Source organism: Leucobacter sp. 7(1) (assembly GCF_900163635.1).
GTDB lineage: Bacteria > Actinomycetota > Actinomycetes > Actinomycetales > Microbacteriaceae > Leucobacter.
The window spans coordinates 1-22254 of record NZ_FUID01000059.1; the positions used below are offsets into that span (position 1 = coordinate 1).

Genomic DNA, 22254 nt, shown 5'->3' on the forward strand with positions numbered 1-22254 from the left:
CGCGACTTGAGCGCGGAGGGATCGGAACGAGAGCTCACTCTCCCCACCCCGGAACACAGGCCGTGGGGTGGGGGTGTTGCCAGGGCAGGGTGTGGGTGATGCGGGTCCCGCAGGGTTGGGTGCTGCGGGTTTGGCACAGTCTGCTGGCGTGTCAGTTTCGGCGAGGGGTGGGGTCTCGGATGCGGTGTTCTCGGCGGCGGGCTCTGCACTAGAGTTCCCGTTTACATGGTCCGTGGTGTTGGTGGTGGGCACCTCGATGCCGGCAGCGCTGCCATCGAAGGCAGTGCTGCCATCGAAGGCAGTGACACCATCGGCCGCCGGAATACTGCTGGGGGCAGTGCCAGGAGACCTGTCGGGCGCACTGGCCGCTGCGGGTTCTGGTCCGAGCGCTGTCTCGTGAAGATCAGCGAGGAGACTCAGCCGCTCCGCGTCTCGGCGACGCTGCTGCGCTTCCCACTCTTCAAGGGCAGTGAGGAGCGCGTCCACGCGCACCAGGCGGGGCGGGATCGTGGATCCGAAACTCGACCCGGCACCAGGCTCAGACCCGGACCCGGACCCGGACCCGGAACGAGAACCAGAACTGGCCCCGGACCCAGAACCACCAGTCCCGCCAGAACGAGATCCGGCACCGTTCGCAGCACCAGAACCACCCGCACCAAAACGGCTCACACCCCACCGGAACCGCGCACACCTTTCCCGGGACCACCCGCATCGGGGGTCTCGGGGAAGGGTGCGTCTCCGGTGAGCGTCATGCGTCTATTCCAGCACATGCCACTGACAATCAGGCCTCGAAAACCGTTGACAACACGCGGAAGTTGGGCCAGAAAGTAGGGCCGCGGAAAGAACCCCTGATGGACATACTACGTTTTGAGGAGGCCACAATTCGATAACGGTTCGAATGTATGTTCGATAGATTCGCAAGGTCCTGTAGCGACCTCACGCCCTCACGCCCTCACGCGTTGTCGTGTCAGAAGTCTGGGGCCCAGCTGGCAATGGCGCGATCCGGCAGTACTTGAGTGGCTCGCCTGCTGCCGATCCAGCAGAAACCCCGTATGGTGAGGGGCGCCCGAGCCTGTTGCGTGTCACCCCACTGAGCTGTGTTGCGCAAGGGCTAGTGACCGAGCAGCTGACCCAGAGGGAATTCGCTATGACCTCCGCATCTCCAGCCCCAGAGCGGGTGCCTCGCCGCACACGACGGAGCCAATCTCCGGACGATCGACCGGGTCCGCTCCAGCTCGGCCGGCCGAGGCGTATCCGCCGAATCACCTGGCATCTGCACCCCGCCCTCACTCACCTGCTCAACGGGGTGTACGGTTCACGTCCTGGGACTCAACTGCGTAGGCGGGCGGATCAGGTTGTGGAGACAAAGATATCCAGCGACCCAGTTGATCTTCCGAGCGCCCTTGCGCCACACCGCTGGTTGCTGTCTCACGCGGCAGGCGACGGGATCCCATTGACGTCGGCGGGGTTTCTGAGGCCGGCTGCGGTAAAAGAACTGGCGGCAGTGCTTCCATCGATGGCCGAGTGGCCCTTTGGGTCCGGAATCGAGCTCAACACCGACCCGGTGTACCACTTCCGGGAGTATATGGTCGCCGTGGGGCTCCTGCGGAGTTACCGAGGCATGTTGATGCTGACACCCCAAGGGCGGCAGTCACTCGCTGATCCGGCGATCCTCTGGAAACACATTGCCCAGACGCTGATTCTTGGCGATTCTACGTATCACACCGAGGTCTCGGTCGTGGCGCTCATCCACATGGCGACAAGCGAAGGTGAGATCGATGTCGCGGCCATCGCGCGCACGCTTTCCGTGATCGGCTGGGAACATGAAGATGGGGATTCGATTTCCCATCGTGACGTGGCCAGAGTTTTGAATGGGCACTGGATTGCGCTCGGAAACGTAGGTACCGAAGAGGCTCATACCGACTCGTCGCGATTCACGCCGCTCGTGCGCAGGCCGCTCAGTCAGGCCGCGCGGGTGCTCGTGGCCGATGCGCTGTTCCAGCGAGTTCCTCCGCTCAGGGGGTGATACCAGGGACCTCTCGGCTACTCCGGCTCGCAAGTGGTAAATGCAAAACTGCGGAGGGGGCCAATGCTCCCTGTCGCGATGTCTGAGAGCGGAGGGAGTGTGCGCTCTGCGAGCTGGTTCACAGCGTATCGCGCACCGTCAGGCGTCGTGAACGTGAGTACTGGGTCGCCATCGCGGTTCAACTCGCAACCGACTTCCCCGCTTTCGGCCTCAAGTGGCCAGGCGCTTCCGAACTCTGCTCTGCTCGCGTTGCCCGGATTGGTTGAGGCTGTGCGCTCTGGTACGTCGGCCGGGAAAGCGTCAGGGGTCAGGAGCCCGCACGCTGTCAAAGTGCACATGGTCGCAACCGCGGTGAACCCGAGGAGCTGTCTGACCGCGGTGAACTGGGTCATCGGCTATGCCGTGGTTGGGGTGCGGCCTGTAATTGTGCATCGACTGTGGCGGATCGTGCGGCCTGCGATGCGGGTGGCTGAGTGACAGTGTCCCGAGGTATGGAACGCCTCCTCGGCGTTGTGTACGTCCGTTCGCCCCGATCCACTTGCACAGTAACACGGGCAGATGAGCGCCAGTAGGCCCGACACCGCCGATCACGGGGCAGGAGCGGGCCACGTGGGGTTGTCTTGGCGCGGGGCGAGAAAAGTGCACCCGAACGCGCCTACGCACGCGACTGCTGCCCCGACGAGTCCCAGCGGATAGCGGGCAGCTCCCGCTGTCTCGGGCAGCACTGCGGCCGAGAACCAGGCACCCGCGGCCAACACGATGACAGCGCCAACGTGTTGACTCGTCGCGATCATGCCGGAGGCGAATCCTGCGTCGTCTCCCGAGAGCCGCGCAGTGGCGAGCTGCGCGGACCCAGCGAGAGTGAGGGCGATGCCCGCACCGAAGAGCACCGCGGTGCCCGAGACCACACAGGGCAACCGGAGGTGGAACAGTAGCGCGCTGACACCGAGTCCGAGCGAAGTGAGGACCGTGCCGACGCGCAACGCGCCAATCTCACCCAGTCGTTGTTGCACGCGAGCGCTCAGGGCCCCTGCCAGCAATGTCGCCACGGAGAGCGGAAGAAACAGCGCCCCGGTTTGGAGGGGGCTGAACCCCTCGACGCGTTGCCACTGGAGTGTCATGAAATAGAAGGCCGAGGCCATCGCACCACCGCTTGCAAGCATGACCCCGGACGTGGCCAGTACGCTGCGGTGGGTGAAGCGTCGGAGCGGGATCAGCGGATGGCGGTCACGGTGTTCGACGCTGAGGAAGAGTCCCAGTGCGCCGAAGCAGCCGATCAAGTACGCGATGCCAGCTGGAACGACTCCGGCGGTGAACTCAACGGTGGGCTGCACGAAGAGCGCGAGCGTGATCGCAAGCAACAGGCCGCCTAGCTTGCCGCAAGCCAACGGCTATAGTGCTCCACCCGCCTTGATATCTGTTCTTTCGCGGGGGAAGGCGGTGAACGGCAGAATCTGCGGCTGCTGCCGGATCGCGGTCGTGCGGTCAAGCTGCGGCCCCGAGCCGCGCCGATTCATGAAGGCTCCCGCAGGAGCGTGCCAGGGGAGTAACCGGGGTGGGATCCGGCATCCTTTCAGGTCTCGTCCGATTCCAGGATCTCCTGCACACGCGCCAGGCTCTCGTCGATGTGCGCCGCGAGCAGAGCGGCTGCGTCGTGTGTGCGCCCGTCCCGAATCGCGTCGACGATGTCGCGATGCTGCGTGAGGACTGTCTCCTCAGGGCGGGCGTACTCCCGGTCAGTGAGCGAGATTACCGTGAATGCAAAGACAAGTTCCTTGCGGATCTGAGTGAAAAAAGTGCTGAGTCGTTCGCTGCGGAGTAGATCCACGATGGTCTGGTGGAGAGCGAGATCCTTAGCGACGATGGTTCCGGGGTCGCGGCTGACTGCGGCAGCGGCGAGTTCGGCGAGTGCCAGCTCGATGCGGTCGAGCTCAGTCGCGGTGGGAATCTGCTGCACCGCCAGCAGCTCAAGATGCCGACGCGTCCGCGTGAGGTCTGCAAATTCTGCGGTACTCGGGGTGCTGACGACGGCCCCGCGATGCATTTCGTAGCGCACAAGGCGGCTCTGTTCGAGGAGGCGGAAGCCCTCGCGGAGTGTGTTGCGAGAAATGCCGAGCCGTGCGGCGAGGCGCTGCTCCCGCAGCGGCACCCCGCTCGCAAGCTCGCCAGAAACGATCAACCGCATGAGGGTGTCCGCGACGACTTCGGCGGTGCTGTGCCGCACTAGGGAAATGTCCGCTTCGTCGCGCATGGTGTGCCCGATGCTAGCAGGGTGACCGCGGCCGTCCCCAGCGACAGCGCATCAGCGAAGCCTTATCGTCCGAGAAGTTCGGGCAGGAACATTGAGATAGCCGGGACAAACGCCACGAGCAGCAGGAACGCGATCAGCACCCCAACGAAGGGGAGCGCAGCGATGCTCACTCGTTCGATGGAGAGTCCGCTGATCGCGCTCGCCACGTTCAAGTTGTCGCCGACAGGTGGGGTCGCGAAGCCGATCATTGACGCGAGAATCATGACGATCCCGAAGTGCACCGGATTCATGCCCATCTCGGTGACGACGGGCGTGAGGATGGGCGCGAGCAGGATGATGCCGGCGAGCGTCTCCATGAAGGTACCGACGAATAGGAGGAGCACCACGATCACGAGCAGCACGATCCCGAAGGGAACGGCGAGTGAGTCGAGAAACCCAGCGATCACTGAGGGGATCCGCTCGACGGTGAGGATCCGCGCGTAGGTTGATGCGGTCGCGATGATCACGAGAATCATGCCCGAAATGAGGAGTGTGGACTTCAACATCTCCGGGATATGCGCCACTCGCGCTTCTCGGTACACAAACGTGAGAATCAAGCTATAAGCGACCGCAATTCCCGCAGCCTCGGTCGGGGTGAAGATACCACCGTAGATCCCGCCCAACACGACAACCGGCATCAGCAGCGTCCACTTCGCTGACCACAGTGCACGCCAGCGCTCGCCCCAGCTCGCGCGGGGCACATTCGCGCCATAGCCGTGCTTTTTGGCGAGGTGTCGGCTCACCAGGTAGAGCAGCACCACAATGATGAAGCCCGGGATAAACCCGGCGAGGAACAGGTCTCCGATGGAGGTGCTCGTGGTGATGCCGTACACGACAAGTGGGATGCTGGGCGGGATCACGATACCGGCACCGCCGGCCGTCGCGAGTACGGCGGCGCTATACGGTTTGCCGTAGCCTTCCCGAATCATTGCGGGGATCATGATCCCGCCGATCGCCGCCACGGTGGCGGGGCCGGACCCGCTGAGCATCGCGAACACCGCGGTCGCGAGGAGCGACACGGCAGCGAGGCCGCCTCGGATGTGCCCAACAAAGGCGCGGGCCACTTCTATAAGCCGGCGACTCAGGCCGCCCCGCTCCATGATTACTCCGGAGAGCACAAACAGCGGCACCGCGAGCAGGGGGTAGGAGTCTACGGCCCCGAACATTGTTTGGGTGAGGTAGCTTGCCGGGATCACCCCGGTGATCAGCGCGGTGAGCAGCGAAGAGAGCCCAAGCGCAAAGGCGATGGGCAGGCCGAGCACGAGCAGTAGGAGGAAGCTGACAAATAGGATCGCGGCACCCATGCGTTACGCCACCCCCGCCCCGCTGGCTGGCTGGGGCGGGGCCGAGCGTGTCACGAATTCGCGGACCGCACGCACGGTGTGCTGGATCACCCGAAACGACATGAGGAACATGCCGATGGGGAGCCCGAGATACACGAGGTACATGGGGAGGCGTGACGCGGACGCGATCTGGCCGCTTGCGAGTTGTTGCCGGATCATTTGGATCGACAGCCAGAGCATCGTGCCCAAGAACATGAACCACAGCAGAAGGACAGCGACTCGGATCACGCGGCGGGCGATTGGACTGTGTCGCCCGATCGCCTCGACGAGCACGCTGAACTTGACGTGTCGTTCATAGCGCACGGCATAGCTGCCGGCGATCCAGACGAACCACACGAGGGCGTAGCGTGCGAGCTCCTCGGACCAGGTCAAAGGGCTCCCGAACACGTAGCGCATCACCACTTGCACGATGACCAGAGACGTGAAGATGGCGAGCGCGGCCGAGGCAAGGTAGGTCTCAATGTGCTCGTCGAGGTGTTGGGCGATGCGGATGAGTGCGGGACGGGGCTGGTTCGATCGCGGGGACATGATCAATGAAAGCCGCGGGCCCGGGCTACTTGATCGCGTCCAGGAAGGTTGTGTTGCCGGCTGCTTCGAGCACTTGACGCAGCTTGTCGATGTCTACGGTGGGCGCGTTCTCCTTGTAGAAGGGGATTGCGGAGTCGATCCACGCCTGGCGCTCCGCCGTGGTCAGATCCGCGACTGTGCCGCCGGCGGACTCGATGTCAGCCCGGACCTCGTCGCTGACGGTCGCCTTCAGGGTACGCAGTTCAGCGATCATTTCATCAGTTGCGGTTTGGAGGATCTCTTGGTCTCCACTCGACAGGCTTTCAAAGAGATCTTTGTTGATCAGGATGATCTCCGGGTCGTAGATGTGCCGCGTTTCCGTGAGGTAGTTGGCTGGTTCGGTGAACTTTGCAGAGTGCAGCAGCTCAAACGGATTCTCAACTCCCTCAACCACCCCCTGTTGGAGTGCGGTGAAGACCTCCGGGAAGGCCATGGGCGTGGGCGCTGCCCCGATGCTCTGCCAGTATGCGATGTGCATAGGTACCTGCATGGTGCGCAGCTTTTTTCCTTGCATCTCAGCGGGATCGGTCACGATGCCGTCGGTCATCGCGAGGTTGCGGAACCCGTTTTCGCCCCACCCGAGCGCCACCAGGCCGCTCTGTTCAACGTCGCGCAGGAGTTCGGTGCCAAGCTCGCTGTCGAGTACCGTGTAGGCGGTTTCGGCGTCCTCGAAGATGAAGGGAAAATCGAACACCTGCAGCGCGGGATCGAAGTTCGCGAGCACCCCGGCTGAGGGGGCGGTCATTTCGAGATCGCCCACTTGAGTGGACTCGACCATCTCGCGCTCGCCGCCGAGTTGGCTATCCGGGTACACCTCGATGGTGAGGCGACCGTCGGAGAGTTCGCCGACTCGCTCTGCGAAGAAGTCGTACGCCTGATTTTGTGTGTCGCCGACGGAGATAACGTTGCCGAAGCGGATCGTCATGGTGGCACCCGCGGCGTCTTCCGAGTCACCGCTGCCAGCGTCGGCGGCACCGCTGCTCGAGCATGCCGCGAGGCCGAGGAGGCTGATCGCCCCGAGCGCGATGAGTCGCAGGGACCGGCGCCGAATTCCGCGCGGGGTGTGGCTGTGGGATGAACCTGTGGGCGGGAACATGGTGGGGGACATGCCTGAACTCCTGTGTTCGGGGTGGGATCGTGCAGGGTAGCTGTGGTCGACACTGACCGGGATCCAGAACCGCAAATTTGAGAAAGGGAGTCGCGTGAGTCTGCTGCTCGTTGGATCGTGCTGCAGGGCCGTGCTGGGGGAGTGCTCGGGGTTTCGCTGACGGCACAAGATCTTGTACACGAAGTACAGTATCTTGTACTGATCTTTTCTGGCAAGTCCGATGAACTGGAGGGATGCCCAAATCACATGAACCAGATCTCACGCAGCTCAAGGCGATCCTTGTCCAGGCGAGAACCCGGTTGGGGTTGTCGGCCGATGACCTCGCTGACTCGGCCGGTGTCAGTCGTCAAACGATTTTTAATATCAGCTCGGGCAAGCACTACGGTGATTTGAACACCTGGCTCAAGATTTCACGCGCACTGGGCGTGGGACTTGACGAGCTCCTCGCGGACGTCTGGGGTGATTCGGGGCACGGTACGCGGGTGGGATGATCCTGCCGCCTGCACGACATGCGAAGCCGATGAAGTCGGTCTGATGCGGAACTCGTGCTTGTAATTGTCGGACAGTAGTGCAATTGTGGGTGGCACGTCGTGGCCACCCACGTCTCGTCTACTCCCTTTGGCGGAACGCCCCGAGTGACCGGAACTCCCGCAGTCGCCCCGATCCGCACGCCGAGGTTGCCGCCCGAGCGGCGCGCGCCTCCTCACGCCAAAGGAGCCGAACGTGCCCGTTCCCTCTGCCCTGTGGAGCCCCCAGGCCCGCATGACCACCGCACCTGAACGCCAAATTGTCATCACCGAGGGGGACGGTGCATACGTCACCACCTCAACAGGCCAACGACTCTTTGATGGCACCGCTGGATTGTGGTTTGCCAATATCGGACACGGCCGCGCGGACATGGCCCGCGTTGCCGCCGAGCAGATCCAGCGTTTAGAAACTCACCACGTGTTCGGCCGCTTCCGCAACGATCGAGCGCTCGAACTCGCCGAAACACTCGCCGGGCTCTCTCCGCTCGGGGAAGCAAAAGTGATTCTCAATAGCGGCGGATCCGACGCGATCGACGTCGCCTGCAAGCTTGCGCGGCGCTTCTGGGTGCTGCGCGGGCGGCCTCAGAAGCGCACGATCCTGAGCCGAGAGCACGCCTATCACGGCCTCCACGCGTACGGCACAAGCGTCGCGGGGCTCGATTTCAACAGGGAGGGCTACGGCACCGAGTCGCTTGTTCCGGAGACTGCGCGAGTCGACACGCACACGCTTGCCGGCCTCGAAGCTGCGATCCATCGGATCGGTCCGGGCCAGATCGCGGCGTATATAGCTGAACCTGTCATGGGCACCGGCGGTGTGATCCCGCCCCGAGACGAGTACTTCGCCGGGGTGCGGCGGCTCTGCGACGCGCACGACATCTTGTTCATTGCGGACGAGGTGATCACCGGATTCGGCCGCACCGGTGAGATGTTCGCGACGAGCCGTTTTGGACTCCGGCCGGACCTCCTCACCTTCGCGAAGGGGGTCACATCCGGTTATGCGCCGCTCGGTGGTGTCCTGGTGGGGCCGCGCGTGTGGGCCCCCTTTTTCACTGGTGGTAGTGATGCCCCGATCTTCCGGCACGGGGTCACCTATTCGGGGCATGCGACCGCCGCGGCTCTCGCGCTCCACAACCTCGACATCCTGGCCGCGGAGGGGCTCATCGCGCGCGCCGCGCACCTCGAAGGAGTGCTCTCGGACCTCCTCGCAGACCTCGCCATGCATGAACTGGTCGAGGATGTCCGCGTGAGCGGCTTCCTCGGTGGGGTACAGCTGAACACCGCGGTCGACGCTGACGCCCTGGCCGACGCGTTGATCGAGCACGGCTTCATTACCCGTGCGCTGCGCGGCAACACCCTCCAGATCAGCCCGCCCTTCGTTGCGACCGAGCAGGAACTCCGTGACCTGATCGCCGCCATTCGTGGAGCCCTTGACAATGTTGAAGCCTGATCCGGCGCAGCTGGCCGCGAGCGATGCTGCGCTCGATAGCCTGCCGGGCCTCGCCCCCTACGACCTCGGCCCGGATACATTCCTCGTGCACGATCCAGCGACCGGACGTCGCCTCGCGAGGGTGCCAAACTGCACCTCCGACGCCGCGCTCGACCAGCTGACAATTGCAGATGAGGCCGGACGGGCCTGGGCAGCCACGACGCCACGACACCGATCCGACACGCTGCACGCCGTGTACACAGTGCTGCTGGAACACCGCGATCGCCTCGCGAACGTGATGACGCGAGAAATAGGGAAACCGCTCGCTGAAGCGAAGGGAGAGGTGCAGTACGCGGCGGACTACGTGAGATGGTACGCGGAAGAGCTGCTGCGCCCCGGCGGCGGAGTGCGCCCGGATCCCCGCGGGGGTGCCACGATTCTGACCACTCGCGCCCCCGTGGGGCTTTCGGTGTTGATCGCACCGTGGAACTTCCCGATGGCGATGATCACGCGCAAGATCGCTCCCGCGCTGGCTGCGGGATGTGCGGCCGTCATCAAGCCAGCCGCCCTCACACCGCTGACCACACTCCTGACTGTGGACCTCATGGCAAAAGCCGGAGTGCCGCGTGAGCTCATGCGTGTCGTCACGACAACGGATGCCGCCGCCTTCAGCGAGACGGTGCTCGCGGATCCGCGGGTGCGGAAGCTTTCGTTTACCGGGTCCACTGGGGTGGGGAGGCGGCTGCTCGGGCTGGCCGCGCAGCACATCGTCAAGAGCTCGATGGAACTCGGCGGGAACGCGCCCCTCATCGTGTTAGACGACGCAAACCTTGAACGGGCCGTGGAGGGCACCGTGCGTGCCAAGCTCCGCAATGGGGGTCAATCCTGCGTAGCCGCGAACCGCATTTACGTGCAGGACGGCATCGCTGATGCCTTCGTCGAGGCCTTCACGGAACGGATGGGGCAAGTGATCATGGGGCACCCGCTCGCTGACGGGGTGGAGCTGGGTCCGATGATCAGCCGCGAGGCCGTGGACCGGCTCGGCGAACTCGTCGACGACGCGGTTGTCCGCGGTGCGGAGTTGCGGCTCGGCGGTGCCGCGCTCACCGGACCCGGAAACTTTTTCCCGGCGACAGTGCTCGACCAAGTGCCCGGATCCGCACGTATTGCGGGAACCGAGATATTTGGGCCTGTTGCCGCGATCAGCCGCTTCGCCACGCCTGAGGAGGCCATTCGCAAGGCGAATGACACCCGCTTCGGACTTGCAGGATACGTGTTTACGGAAACTCTCGACCGGGCCCTCGATGTGGCCGATCAGCTCGAGACGGGCCTCGTTGGGATCAACACCGGAGTCCCGTCGAGCGTTGCCGCCCCGTTCGGAGGTGTGAAACAGTCCGGACTCGGTCGAGAAGGCAGCGGCGAGGGACTCGAGGAATATCAGGAAGTGCGTTTTTACAGTGTGGGTCGCGGAGAGCGGTGAGACGCTGCCCGAATTACGCAGCGCTCGGTGTGTTTCCGAGCGCTCGCTCCACACTCCGGGCCGTGTCGACAAGCAGCCGGAGATGTGCGCCAAGTTCTGCGGCGTGTGCGGCGGGAGCGAGGAGCGCCACGCAGGCGGCGATGTGGTTGCCCGCCTGAACGGGTGTGGCGGCCTCGCAGACTCCGCCCTGGGGGTCGAATACGACCCCGGCGGTGCCTGTCAGGAGCATCTGTGCGAGCTGTTCTCGCAGGACCTCCGCGCCAGTGGCCTCCAGATCCCGCGCTGAAAGCGCCCGGTTGCGGGCATTCTCATTGAGAGCGGCAAGCACCGCCGCTCCGGACGGACACTCCGTGAGCTCGCGCTTTGTCCCGACCTCGAGGCGTGCGCGGAGGTCTAGCCCGGTTCCGGGAGGGCGTTCCTCGACCACAATCACTGAGTCCCCATCAAGTACTTGAAGGAGGACGGTGGACCCAGTTTCGGCGGCGAGCCGGTCAAGCGGCCCGTGGGCGGCCCGGCGGAGTTCTGGGAACACCGCGTCAGACAGTCGCCTGACCCGAGCGGCTACGGCATAGATCTGCTCGGTTCGAGTGACGAAGCCGCGTGCGGTGAGGGCTCCGACGATACGGTGTGCGACTGTGCGATTCAGTCGTGTGCGCTCCGCGAGGCGCTGCAGTGTTGCGGGACCGTTGCGCGCCAAATCAGCGAGCACGAGCAGCGCTTTGTCAGCGGTTTTTGAGATCTCCGTCATCGCGGGGATTCTTCGGCGATGCGGCTCGTTTCGCGGAGCGAACGGTAGGCATTGCGGATGAGGTCTGCGGTCGACCGCAGAAGTTCAGCGTGCCTGGTCAGATCCTGCGCGCGGGTTTCGGGGGCAATGACCGCAAGTGACCCGGCGACCCGCGCGGTCTCCCGGTAGAGCGGGGCTGCGATCCCGATCATGCCCGTGCGGATATGACCCACGGAGAGTGCGTATCCGCGGGCTCGGATCGCAGCCAACTCAGTTGCTGCGACGCCGGATCGCGCGACGCGGTCGTCGTCCCCCGGAAGGTGCGCGAGGATCGCCAGACTGCTCGCTCCGCGAGAGAGCGGTTGTCGGAAACCGATCTCGTGTTCAACGCGGAGTGGGCTGGTGACACCGAGGCTCTGTGTCACGATCACCGAATGCTCGCCTTCGAGCATAGCGAGCACCACGGTTTCGCCGAGTCGTTCCGCGAGATCTGTGACGTGAGGGTCGGCCGCGATGGCGAGCTCGCTGGGGAGTTCCGCAGCGATGCTGATAAGCGTTGGTCCCAGCCGGAACCGCTGGGCCGCATCTCGGACCACAAAACCGCGGCCGTGCAGGGTGTCAAGGATGCGCCGCGCGGAGTTTCGGCTGAGCGCGAGCTCTGCGGCGACCTCGGCAGTGGAACGCGCGCCGGTCCGTTCGAGGAGGAGCAGCGTGACGAGCGCGGAATCGGCCATCAGTGATGTTTCCACTCGGCTCCCTCCGATTGCGTGTGGCTCAGTTGTGACTCGAACTGTACTTGAATTTTCGCACAAGCACTTGACCCACGCCGTCCACAAGCGTAGTTTTAACGGACATTATTGTTCGATAAACGGGATGGGGCTGCTTCAATGGAGAGGACAGCAACATGGCAGTCACTGGTACCGTCGCCCGCCTGGGGCACGTGGGTATCGCGGTGGCGGATCTCGATCGTTCGGTGCGTTTTTACACCGAAGTGCTCGGGATGCGACTCACCGAGATGTTCGACTACGGCGAAGGCCGGGCGGGACACGGCGTAGCCGTTCTCGCAGGTGCCTTCGTACGCGGGGCGGAAGACACGATCCACCACCGACTTTCGATCTTTACGCTGCGGGATCCCTGGGCACCTGTCCCCGGAGCCCGGACGCTCGGCCTGCACCACATCGCCTTCGAGCTCGATACGCAGGAAGATCTCGTCTTGCTGTATCGGCGCTTTCGCGCCGACGCGATCCCCATTGTGAACGCGCGCATCGGTGGCCCCGGCAATCACGCTCGCTTCTACGGGCTCGACCCCGACGGCAACGTGCTTGAGTTCTACTGGAAAATCGACCAGGTGGGGTGGGACGGCGTGCCGCACGCCTACCCGCCGATCCAGGAGGTCGAACTCGACGACTTCGATTTCGCAGAGTATGAGCGGTTGCGGACCTCGCTCGATGATGAACGCTGGCGGGAACTCGATGCGACGACGCTGCGGGCGTCACGCTCGGGAGGGACCGCGTGACCCGCGTGGCGCGGTTCCGTGCCCGCGGCATCGACAGGATCGGAATCCTGCGCGGCGATCACTACGTCGACCCCACGCGTGCGATGGCCGAGCTGTTGCGGGACCGGGGAGTCTGGAATGCGCAGGAGCTCGCGGCCGCGCAGGTGCCGAATGACCTGATCGGAATCCTCGCCGGAGGTGTTGCGTCACTCGATGCAATTGCGGCGGCCGTGGCCCACGCTGAGGGGCTACCGCCCGAGTCGGCTCGGGCTGGCGAACTGATCTTCCCCATCGCGGAGACCACAACGCTCGTTCCGATCCCGCGCCCGCCAAAGATCATCTGCGTCGCCCGGAACTATCGCGAACATGCGAAGGAGGCTGGCCTCCCAATCCCGGAGATCCCGATCCTGTTCCCCCGGTTTGCAAACACCCAGCTCGCTGATGAGGAGCCGATCATCGTACCCACCGTCTCGGAGCAGGTGGACTGGGAAGGCGAGCTCGCGCTTGTGATCGGTACCGGCGGGCGGCACATCGCACAGCGTGATGCCATGTCCCACGTTGCCGGCTTCACGATCTTCAATGATGTTTCGGTGCGCGACTACCAGTTTCGCGTGACACAGTACACCGCGGGGAAGAATTTTCAGGCAAGCGGGCCGATCGGTCCCGCGGTTGCCCTGACCGATGAGGGCCTTGATCCCCACGCGCTTGAGATTACGACCACAGTCAACGGGGTCGTGAAGCAGCGGGGCAACACAAGCGAGATGATCTTTGACATCCCGACGCTGATTTCCCATATCTCGGAGTTTGTGGAACTCGAACCCGGAGACATCATCCCCACGGGCACCCCCGCCGGAGTCGGCTTCAAGCGCACCCCCGCGGAGTTCCTCAGGCCAGGAGACCGTGTTGAGGTCGCGATCGATGGCCTCGGGGTGCTGAGTAATCCGGTCGAGGCGGAGGTGCGTCATGACTGAGTCGAGCCAGGATAACTCCACGCGCAGTACCGCCGAGGGGCCGCCCGAGAGTGCCGCAGAGCGCGGCCTCCGAATTCGGAAAGCCGTTGTGGGCGAGGAATATGTGGCGCGGGCGTATGACCGGGCCGGAGAGTTTGGACGCGACTTCCAGGATCTCGTCAGCGAGTACTGCTGGGGCTCTTCCTGGGGGCGCACCGCGCTCAGCCGACGCGACAAGAGCCTGCTCAACCTCGCCATCATCGGCACCCTGGGTCGCAGCGATGAGTTCCGGCTGCACGTCGCCGGTGCGCTCCGCAACGGCGTGACTGACGAGGAACTGCAGGACACTCTGATCCACCTCGCCGTGTATGCCGGGATCCCCGCGGGGGTCGAGGCGTTCCGGATCGCTGGCGAAGTTCGTGCCCAGCATGGGCAAGAGACCCACCCCACCTCTGCATCACCGTCCACTCAGTTCGAAGGAGAACACGCATGAACGCCACCCACACTCCGGGATCACCGACCGCGCCTTCCGGGGAAGCCCCCGCCCGTGAAACTGTCGATCAGAGTGCGTTGCGCGCAGATCTCGTGGCACGCGCTGCCGGACTCGTTGAGCGTCTGCGCGCGGCCGGCGGGGAATCCGACGCGCGCCGTACTGTCTCGGAAGAGCTCGTCGCAGAAGTCACCGACGCCGGCTTGTTCCGGGTCTGTGCCCCCGCCGAGTTCGGCGGGTACGAAGGCAACCTTCGTACGTACATGGACGTGGTAGCGGAATTGGGTCGCGGAGACGGGTCGATGGCCTGGATCGCGTTCCTCGCGAACAACAATGCATCAATCATTGCCCAGTTCCCGCCAGCCGCGCGAGATGAGGTGTTTAGAAACAACCCAGACGCCCGTTCCATCGCGGTGCTTGCGCCCACGGCTACCACTACCAAAGTGGACGGTGGATTCCGGGTATCTGCAACCTGGGGTTTCGCATCTGGCAGCCTGTACGCCGATTGGGCGCTCAATGCGGCCCCGCTCGACGACGGAGCCGGGGGCACCGAGTCCGGGCTCGTACTGATTCCAATGTCCAAGCTGCGAGTCGAGGACACGTGGTTCGCGGCTGGGATGCGCGGTACTGGCAGCAACACGGTGATCGCGGAGGACGTGTTCGTGCCGGATCACATGGCGATGCCGCTCTCCCGGCTGCTGCGGTTCAACGGGCTCGGGAACCAGAACGCCAATCCAAGTTTCCGGCAGGCATTCGCCGCACAGGCGCTGATCGTGGTCGCGGCCCCGCTGCTCGGGCTGGCGCAAGCCGCGCTCGAGCTGACCCTGGAACGGGTCACCAAATCGAGTAAGCGTATCTCGTACAGCAGCTACACGGACCTGCGAGATTCGCCGGCGATGCAGATGCGGATCTCCCACGCCTCGAGCCTGATCTCGACGGGACGCATGTCGGTGATCGGCTGGACTGACCGGATTGTCGCCGCAGCCGAGGCGCGCGAAGAGCTCTCCGTGGCCGAGCGCGCACAACTGCGAGTTGATCTCGGTACCGCCCTCGGGTTGCTCAACGAAGCCGTGAACCAGCTCATGTTTGTGCAGGGGGCGAGTGGGTTCATGGAGAGCAATCCGTTCCAGCGGGTCTGGCGGGACTTCTCGGTCGGACTTAGGCACGGCCTTGTCACTCCCGAGGTCCCGGCCGACGTGCAGGCGCTGCTCCTGCTCGACCGCGACCACACGGGACTGACACCGTTCATTTGATGTTGGCCGGCGGAGAGTCGTCTCACCCACGCCGACACCGGGGTCCGTGCCTCCAGCGCCCGGATCCCGCGATCCTGCGCGCAATGACGCGTGCGGAGTACACGGAGAGAGAGATATGCAGAGTATTCATGTGCGGCACTACGGTCACGGGCCGCGGAAAATTGTCGGCATCCACGGGTGGTTTGGGGACGAGCACTCATTTGACCGTTTGGAGGAGGCGTTGGATCCCGCCGAAGTGGAGTGTGTCTGGCCGGCGCTCCGCGGGATCGGCCCCTCGCGAGACGTGGCGGGGGAGTATTCCGTCGCGGAAATTGCCTCCGACGCACTCGATGCGGGGTGGAACCTGGGCTGGGACAGTTTCAGCGTGATTGGGCACTCGATGGGCGGGAAGGCCGCGCTGCTCGCGGCGGCCACCGCGCCGGCCACGGTGGAACGGGTGCTTGCACTCGCACCGGTGCCCTTGGGTTCCGAGGTATTCCCGCCGGAGGTATGGCGCACTTTTGTGTCGGCTGCAGATGAACCCGCGAGCCGGCGCGCGGTGATCTCCGCGTCGCTGGGGGAGCGAGGGCCAAGTCACTGGGTCGATCGCTTGGCAGTGCTGGCCGGGGAACGGGCCGAACCCGAGGTGATCCGTGCGTATCTGCACTCCTGGGTGGGCGATGACTGTGGCGACGTCGTGGCCGGCTGTGGCGTTCCAACGCTCGCTGTCGTTGGGGAACACGATCCCTCGATCACCGAACGGGCAGTGGCCCAGGAGTTCAGTGAGCTCCTCACCGATTGGCGGGTGGCCGCTATCTCCGGGGCCGGACACTATGTGCTCGACGAAGCACCACTCAAGGTGGGCGCGTTGGCGCAAGAGTTCTTGATCCGAGCAGAAGCGCAGGCGCGGTGACTGCCGGTGCCCCCGGCGGGGTAGCCGGCGCAGGGCTCCCTGTCGTCTTAGATGGCGTATCGGACAAGGACGCGCAGCCCGTGGCCGCGCCGCGCCCTGCCACCCTGCGCCAGGTGATGGCCCAGTATCCCACGGGCGTCACCGTCATCACGAGCCGAGACCCCGACGGGGTACCGCGCGGGCAGGTCGTGGGCACCTTCCTGCGCGTGTCCGATGAGCCCGAACTTGTGGGCTTCTTCGCGATGCACGCTTCCCGCACCTGGCTGGCCACGAAGCCCACCTTGACACAGTTTTGCGTCAACATCGTGAGTGACCACCAGGAAGCCCTGTGCCAAAGTCTCGCCTCAGGCAGTGCCCCTGGACTCACCGGGATCCCGCACTCAGCGAGTCATGACGGGAACCCGGCACTTCACGGCGCGATCGCGCACATTGACTGTACGGTTGAGCAGATCCTGCCGTTCGGCGATCACGACTTCGTTGTCGGGCGGGTCACCCACGCACACCATGTCAGCGCCGCCCACCCGCTTGTGTTCTTCCGCGGCGGCTTTGGCCGTTTCGCCTCCACCTCGCGCACGGGCAATGACCACGACTTCCGCGCACAGCTCGCCGAGGTCGACCTGCTCCGCCCCGAGATGGACGCGCTCGCCGCAGCGACAGGCTGCGCGGTCACGATCAACGCCCTCGATGGGGACGAAACCGTGGTTGTGGCCGCGGCAACTCAGGCTGGCCCCCGGGCGTTGCGCGTGAGGGTCGGCCAGCGGCTCCCGTTCGCCGCGCCGTTCGGCTCCCTCGAGGCTGCGTTTGGACCCGACGCATTGCGCCAGCGCTGGCTCGATGCGGATGTCACCACCGGGAACACCCGTGAGCAAAACGCTGCGGTTCTCGACGCGGTGCGTGCCCGCGGCTACATGATTTCCTACGGACACGACGCCCACGCACGAATCGTGTCTGCGGCGCAGCAGCTCGCGAAACGCGACCCCGCTCGCCGAGCCGAGTATCTCGCCGAGCTCCGGAACTTCGACGCCGTCTACAACGGCAAGGGGAGTGCTGGGCTCCCACCCGAATTCGCTGCGGGTGAACTGCGATCGATCGCCGTCCCGGTCTACGGTTTCGACGGCGGCCTGGCCTACGGCCTCACGCTTTGGGGTCCTGCGCGTCCGGTGTCTCGTGCTGAACAAGGCACGCTCGTGACCGCAGCGCTCCGGTGCGCCGGGGCATGCTCGGGGATCTTGGGCGGGTGAGGAGTTTGGGAGTGGGGTTACTCGCAAGAAACCTCACGAAAGCGGGACCCGGGCCGCAGCCCGAACCCCGCTTTCGTTTCGCTTCGTGGCGAATGAGTACCGCCTATCCGGCGTTCACCGCACGGGGTTCACCGGTTCCGGGCGTCCACGTGGCCCACGCTCCGGAACGCTCGAACTCGAGGTCGAGCGGTACCCCGCTGCGGTCCTTCAAGAACGAAGTTGCAAGCAGTCCGAGCGCCGTCATGAACAGCAAGTACACGACAATCGCCCAGGTGGTGCCGAACGACTGCAGCAGAAGCTGCGCGATTGTTGGAGCGAACGCGCCGCCCAGGATTCCACCAATCGCGTAGCTGATGGAGATGCCCGAGTACCGTACCGAGGCGGGGAACGACTCCGCGTACCACACAGCCTGCGGCCCGTAGGTGAGGCCAAGGCCAACCGCGAGCAGACAGGTGCCCAGCAGAACGCCGAGTACGCCGCCGCCGATCACGAACTGGAATAGCGGGACGATGCCAGCGGCCTGCACGAACCACCCGACGGTCACCACGGACTTGCGGCCGAATCGATCGGTGAGGATGCCGGCCACGAGTGTGGATGCGGCCCAGACCACCGCGGCCGTAAGTACTGCGAGCTGCACGTGTACCGGGTTGTAGCCGAGCCCGCCCTGGTCCTCGGGCCGCGAAGCGAGTCCCTGCACATAGCCGCCGGTGAGCATGTACCCCACCGCGTTGTTCCCCGCGAAGAACAGTGCACAGATGATGATGAGCGGCGTGTGGTGCCTAAACACCCGTGCGATTGGAGCAGATTCTTGCTGTTTGGTGTGTGCGATCTCGGCGAACACCGGCGACTCCTCGACGGAGCTGCGGATCATGAAGCCCACCACGATCAACACCAACGAGAACAGGAACGGTACGCGCCAGCCCCACGCTAGGAAGGCATCTCCAGGAGCGATCAGCTGCATGAGCGCGAGCATTGCGGATGCAAGTAGCATCCCGAACGGCACCCCAAGCTGTGGGAAAATCCCGTACAGTCCGCGCTTCCGAACGGGAGCGTGTTCCACGGACATGAGCACGGCACCACCCCACTCGCCGCCCGCGGACAAGCCCTGCAGAATCCGGAGGAAGATCAGGATGATCGGTGCCGCCATCCCGATTGAATCGTAGCTTGGCAGGAGTCCGATCCCGGTGGTCGCGACACCCATCAGGAGCAGTGTGACCACGAGCATGGGTCGGCGGCCGAGCTTATCTCCGAAGTGTCCGGCGAGGAATGCTCCGAGCGGACGGAATAGGAACGAGAGCCCGATGGTCACCAGCGAGAGGATTTGCATCATGCCGGGTCCTGCTGGCTGGAAGAAGAGCTGGGCCAGAACAAGATTGGCGGCAAACGCGTAGATGAAGAAGTCGTACCACTCGATAGTGGTGCCGATAATGGAGGCCGCGACAACCTTTCGGCGTTCTCGGACCGAGGTTGGTTGGGGGCGTGTGGGAGTGAGAGTCATGAGTGACGTCCTTGTCGAATCTGCATGTCGTGGATAGGTGGAGCGCGGAGGAGGGTCGTTGGGGCGCGGCGCAGTGCGAGGAGCGCACCGGATCAGTGCCGGATCGGCACGTCGGTGCGCTGCCCCGGAAGAGAGTGTGTCCGCCTACCAGGTCACGGGGAGGGCGGTTAGGCCGCGGAATACCCAACCGTCCCAGGTGGGGGTCCGGTCTGGAGCAAGCTCCAGGGTCGGGATGCGCTCGTACAGGCGGGGGAGCGCGTGGTCGGCTATGGCGTTTTTTGCGGCCCACCGTCCGGCGCACATGTGCACTCCGCTGCCGAATGCGAGGTGGCCGCGTGCGGTCCGGCGCACATCGAAACGGTCCGCATCAGGAAAAGCGGTCGCGTCCCGGTTTGCGCTGGCGAGCAGGAGGCCGACGTTGGTGCCCGCGGGGAGCAATGCGCCGTGGAACTCGGTGTCCACGTTGACCTCCCGCGGCACCATCCCGATGGGGGACTGCCAGCGCGCAGCCTCCTCGAACACGTCGCCCCAGGGGGCCTCCCCGGCCAGCACGGTGGCGCGTTGCTCGGGGTGCGTGGAGAGCGCCCACACGAGGTTGGTGATCATGTGCTGCGGTTCGTTCATTCCACCGGAGATCGTGAGGTGGGCGTTCGCGCGCACCGCGTCCTCGGGGAGCCCAACCTGGAGCAGGTGGGAGGTGATCGAGCTATTGGGCTCGCGTTCGAGGCGCGGGATGAGTTCGTCGAGCACCACATTCACCTCAACCTGACTGGCGTCGGAGCGCGCCCAGATCGCGGGATCGTCGAGCAGATTCCCGATGCCAGCAATATACGAGGTTGACCACCGGCGCATGTCTTCCACACTCACCGAATCAGGAAACCCGAGCATGTCGATCAGATTCTGGCTGGCGACGGGGGCTGCGAAGTCCCGGTTCAGGTCCGCGTGCTCGGGGCCGAGCTCGAGGAGATGATCGATCCAGCGCTCCACGTTTTCAGCGAATCGTGGGGACCAGACCTGGGTGACCGCCCGCGGACGCAGTGTGGGGTTAATCGCGGAGCGCTCTGCGGCGTGCGCTGGATCATCCTTGCGGAGCATGGGACGTCCCCCGAGCGCCCGCACCATTGTGAGGTTTGTTTCGGATTGGGAGCTGAACACCTCGGGGCGCTGCTCGGCCTCGCTGACTGCTGCGTGTGTCGTGATGAATGTGCGACCCACAGCGGGGGCGTAGACCACCGGGCCGAGCTCGCGCAGCCGGGCAAACTGCGGGTACGGATTGTGCATGGCCTCGTGTGGGTCGAACCAGTCCGCGACCGGGATTGTGCCGGTCGAGCCCGTGGCCACTGGGGTCGCAACGGGGGTGGGCGCGTGTGTCATCGTCTGCTCCTTTGCCCTGACGTGCCCGGGCGCTTCCGGGATTGGCTCCATGCTGCCCAGAAGTCTTCCCCGTCTCAAACGGTCATTTCCGGGATCCAATCCCGCGCAAAGCGGGGAACCGTTGGGGTCGCGCGAGCTACCCCATGCTCGCCTCATACTCGGCACGGAGCTGCTTTACGCAGGTGAGCACCGCGGCCACGCGGGGCGGGATCGGGTTCTGTGGCCACACCATGAGGACCTCGGTGGTGCGCGGCGGCGGATCCAGCTTGAGGTAGGCGAGCTTCGTTCCGTCCCAGGTATCTGGAGCGAGGTTGCGGCGCATGAGCAGGGTGTACCCGAGGCCGCGGCCCACGAGTGCGCGGCACAGTTCGTAGTCCGGGGTGCGATGCGCGATCCGGGGAGTGATGCCCTGGCTCGACATGAGCTCGAGGGTGTGGGATCGGCTCGCGACGATGTCGAGCATGATCATCGGTTCGTCGGCCACCTCGGTGAGCGAGACGAAGCGTCGCTCGGCGAGCGGGTGGTCTGCGGCGACCACGAGCATCGCTTGGGTAACGGTGATGGCGATCCGCGGGTACTCCGGTGGCATCCCCGTGTCGAAACTTGCCACGAGGTCGAGCTCACCCCGATCGGCCGCTGCCAACAGACTTTCCAGGTCGCCGGTGCGGTACTCGATGTGGATCCCGGGGTACTCGCGCTGCACCGCAACGATGAGGCGGGGGAGGATCACGCTGGCCAGGGTATTGAGCACGCCGATCCGGACCGGGCCGATAATAGCGCTGAGCTCGCGTCCTACGGACGCGGAGAGTTCGGCACCCTCGGTGAGGATCCGACGCGCGATCGGCACGATCGTGATTCCGTCCGAGGTGAGCGTCGCGCCACGGGACCGACGCCTCCGGAACAGTTCTGCGCCAAGCGACCGTTCGAGCGCGGTGATCGAGTCGGAGACGGCCGAGTCCGAAGCGTTGAGGGTGAGCGCTGCACGCGCGATCGATCCCGATTCTGCAACGGCAAGGAAACACTCGAGCTGTCGGAGCGTGTATGGCAGGGGTGGGGTTTGGGTTGCGGGGCTCAGCGTGGGGACATCAGTGTCACTCATGCGCTCCAGTATCCCGGTTAATCCGGGAAAGTACAGCGGTGATTCCCGCTTCCCTCGCGGAATAGGCTGGGCCATGATCGAAGCACGGCGGCGCTTCAACCGTCACCCATTCCGTGCAAGGAGGCACCGATGCCGAGAATCACCTATGTTGCGAGCGATGGCACCCCCGCTGAGCTCACCGTCGAACCGGGCCAGAGCGTGATGCGAGCCGCAATTCTGGGCGGGGTCGACGGAATTGTCGGCGAGTGCGGAGGCCAAGCCATGTGTGCCACCTGTCACGTGTTCGTGGAGCGCGTGGACGGCGCACCTGTCAGTGCGGCTCAACTGCCAGAGATTTCTGACGACGAGGACGAGATGCTCGACTGCACCGCTGTGCCGCGGCACGCGGAGAGCCGGCTCGGCTGTCAGCTTCGTGCGGGCGAGGCGTTCGAAGACATCACCGTTCGCCTCCCCGAAACGCAGGTGTGA

Annotated in this window: 22 protein-coding genes; 12 read left to right on the forward strand and 10 right to left on the reverse strand. The window is 64.7% G+C overall.

The window, feature by feature from the left end:
* Window positions 1-1453: 1453 nt before the first annotated feature.
* Together FM113_RS11140 and FM113_RS18175 are read left to right on the forward strand one after the other, a co-directional pair.
* A complete protein-coding gene (locus tag FM113_RS11140) occupies window positions 1454-2026 on the forward strand; it encodes a hypothetical protein (protein WP_140393347.1) in 573 nt (190 codons plus the stop codon).
* 336 nt (window positions 2027-2362) lie between these two features.
* Complete coding sequence (locus FM113_RS18175) at window positions 2363-2503, forward strand: hypothetical protein (protein WP_176387187.1); 141 nt, start codon at window positions 2363-2365, stop codon at window positions 2501-2503.
* A 110-nt stretch (window positions 2504-2613) separates the two neighbouring features.
* Here the strand turns inward: FM113_RS18175 and FM113_RS11150 are convergent, their stop codons facing one another.
* The 5 genes from FM113_RS11150 to FM113_RS11170 form a co-directional block, all read right to left on the reverse strand.
* Window positions 2614-3387 carry an MFS transporter gene (locus tag FM113_RS11150; protein ID WP_140393348.1) on the reverse strand — a complete coding sequence of 258 codons (774 nt, stop codon included), beginning with the start codon at window positions 3385-3387 and terminating at the stop codon, window positions 2614-2616.
* 212 nt (window positions 3388-3599) lie between these two features.
* Entirely contained in the window at window positions 3600-4277 is a 678-nt protein-coding gene (locus tag FM113_RS11155; RefSeq protein ID WP_087014691.1) for a GntR family transcriptional regulator, read from the reverse strand.
* A gap of 62 nt (window positions 4278-4339) precedes the next feature.
* A complete protein-coding gene (locus tag FM113_RS11160; protein ID WP_087014693.1) occupies window positions 4340-5620 on the reverse strand; it encodes a TRAP transporter large permease in 1281 nt (426 codons plus the stop codon).
* A 3-nt stretch (window positions 5621-5623) separates the two neighbouring features.
* Window positions 5624-6187 carry a TRAP transporter small permease gene (locus FM113_RS11165; protein ID WP_087014695.1) on the reverse strand — a complete coding sequence of 188 codons (564 nt, stop codon included), beginning with the start codon at window positions 6185-6187 and terminating at the stop codon, window positions 5624-5626.
* A 25-nt stretch (window positions 6188-6212) separates the two neighbouring features.
* Window positions 6213-7334, reverse strand: a complete 1122-nt coding sequence (locus FM113_RS11170) for a TRAP transporter substrate-binding protein (RefSeq protein ID WP_087014697.1) — start codon at window positions 7332-7334, stop codon at window positions 6213-6215.
* A 233-nt stretch (window positions 7335-7567) separates the two neighbouring features.
* Here FM113_RS11170 and FM113_RS11175 point away from each other — a divergent pair, with 233 nt between their 5' ends.
* The 3 genes from FM113_RS11175 (at window position 7568) to FM113_RS11185 (ending at window position 10767) form a co-directional block, all read left to right on the forward strand.
* A complete protein-coding gene (locus FM113_RS11175; RefSeq protein ID WP_087014699.1) occupies window positions 7568-7825 on the forward strand; it encodes a helix-turn-helix transcriptional regulator in 258 nt (85 codons plus the stop codon).
* A 232-nt stretch (window positions 7826-8057) separates the two neighbouring features.
* Complete coding sequence (locus FM113_RS11180; RefSeq protein WP_254908977.1) at window positions 8058-9308, forward strand: aspartate aminotransferase family protein; 1251 nt, start codon at window positions 8058-8060, stop codon at window positions 9306-9308.
* Complete coding sequence (locus FM113_RS11185; protein ID WP_087014703.1) at window positions 9295-10767, forward strand: NAD-dependent succinate-semialdehyde dehydrogenase; 1473 nt, start codon at window positions 9295-9297, stop codon at window positions 10765-10767. The genes FM113_RS11180 and FM113_RS11185 overlap by 14 nt, the downstream gene beginning before the upstream one ends.
* 13 nt (window positions 10768-10780) lie before the next feature.
* Here FM113_RS11185 and FM113_RS11190 read toward each other — a convergent pair whose 3' ends face one another.
* Together FM113_RS11190 and FM113_RS11195 are read right to left on the reverse strand one after the other, a co-directional pair.
* Window positions 10781-11515, reverse strand: a complete 735-nt coding sequence (locus FM113_RS11190) for a helix-turn-helix domain-containing protein (protein ID WP_087014705.1) — start codon at window positions 11513-11515, stop codon at window positions 10781-10783.
* The gene (locus tag FM113_RS11195; RefSeq protein WP_140393349.1) at window positions 11512-12243 is read right to left on the reverse strand and encodes an IclR family transcriptional regulator; all 732 of its coding nucleotides are present in this window, start codon (window positions 12241-12243) and stop codon (window positions 11512-11514) included. The genes FM113_RS11190 and FM113_RS11195 overlap by 4 nt, the downstream gene beginning before the upstream one ends.
* Window positions 12244-12398: 155 nt before the next feature.
* Here FM113_RS11195 and FM113_RS11200 point away from each other — a divergent pair, with 155 nt between their 5' ends.
* The 6 genes from FM113_RS11200 (at window position 12399) to FM113_RS11225 (ending at window position 17815) form a co-directional block, all read left to right on the forward strand.
* Window positions 12399-13010 (forward strand): VOC family protein, encoded by a 612-nt coding sequence (locus FM113_RS11200; RefSeq protein ID WP_087014708.1) that lies wholly within the window; start codon window positions 12399-12401, stop codon window positions 13008-13010.
* Window positions 13007-13960 (forward strand): fumarylacetoacetate hydrolase family protein, encoded by a 954-nt coding sequence (locus tag FM113_RS11205; RefSeq protein ID WP_217896000.1) that lies wholly within the window; start codon window positions 13007-13009, stop codon window positions 13958-13960. Before FM113_RS11200 ends, FM113_RS11205 begins: the two co-directional genes overlap by 4 nt.
* On the forward strand, window positions 13953-14432 hold the full coding sequence (locus FM113_RS11210) for a carboxymuconolactone decarboxylase family protein (protein WP_087014710.1): 480 nt from the start codon (window positions 13953-13955) through the stop codon (window positions 14430-14432). Before FM113_RS11205 ends, FM113_RS11210 begins: the two co-directional genes overlap by 8 nt.
* Window positions 14429-15682, forward strand: a complete 1254-nt coding sequence (locus FM113_RS11215; protein ID WP_087014712.1) for an acyl-CoA dehydrogenase family protein — start codon at window positions 14429-14431, stop codon at window positions 15680-15682. Before FM113_RS11210 ends, FM113_RS11215 begins: the two co-directional genes overlap by 4 nt.
* A gap of 115 nt (window positions 15683-15797) precedes the next feature.
* The gene (locus FM113_RS11220) at window positions 15798-16574 is read left to right on the forward strand and encodes an alpha/beta fold hydrolase (protein ID WP_087014714.1); all 777 of its coding nucleotides are present in this window, start codon (window positions 15798-15800) and stop codon (window positions 16572-16574) included.
* The gene (locus FM113_RS11225) at window positions 16571-17815 is read left to right on the forward strand and encodes a flavin reductase (protein ID WP_140393350.1); all 1245 of its coding nucleotides are present in this window, start codon (window positions 16571-16573) and stop codon (window positions 17813-17815) included. Before FM113_RS11220 ends, FM113_RS11225 begins: the two co-directional genes overlap by 4 nt.
* Window positions 17816-17918: 103 nt before the next feature.
* Here the strand turns inward: FM113_RS11225 and FM113_RS11230 are convergent, their stop codons facing one another.
* The 3 genes from FM113_RS11230 to FM113_RS11240 all read right to left on the reverse strand — a co-directional run bounded on the left by FM113_RS11230 (window position 17919) and on the right by FM113_RS11240 (window position 21786).
* The gene (locus FM113_RS11230; RefSeq protein WP_087014719.1) at window positions 17919-19313 is read right to left on the reverse strand and encodes an MFS transporter; all 1395 of its coding nucleotides are present in this window, start codon (window positions 19311-19313) and stop codon (window positions 17919-17921) included.
* 144 nt (window positions 19314-19457) lie between these two features.
* The gene (locus FM113_RS11235) at window positions 19458-20687 is read right to left on the reverse strand and encodes a cytochrome P450 (protein WP_087014721.1); all 1230 of its coding nucleotides are present in this window, start codon (window positions 20685-20687) and stop codon (window positions 19458-19460) included.
* Window positions 20688-20823: 136 nt separating this feature from the next.
* Window positions 20824-21786, reverse strand: coding sequence for a LysR family transcriptional regulator (locus tag FM113_RS11240; RefSeq protein ID WP_176387188.1), 963 nt, complete (start codon window positions 21784-21786; stop codon window positions 20824-20826).
* Window positions 21787-21915: 129 nt separating this feature from the next.
* Between FM113_RS11240 and FM113_RS11245 the strand changes: the two genes are divergently transcribed.
* On the forward strand, window positions 21916-22254 hold the full coding sequence (locus FM113_RS11245) for a 2Fe-2S iron-sulfur cluster-binding protein (RefSeq protein WP_087014725.1): 339 nt from the start codon (window positions 21916-21918) through the stop codon (window positions 22252-22254).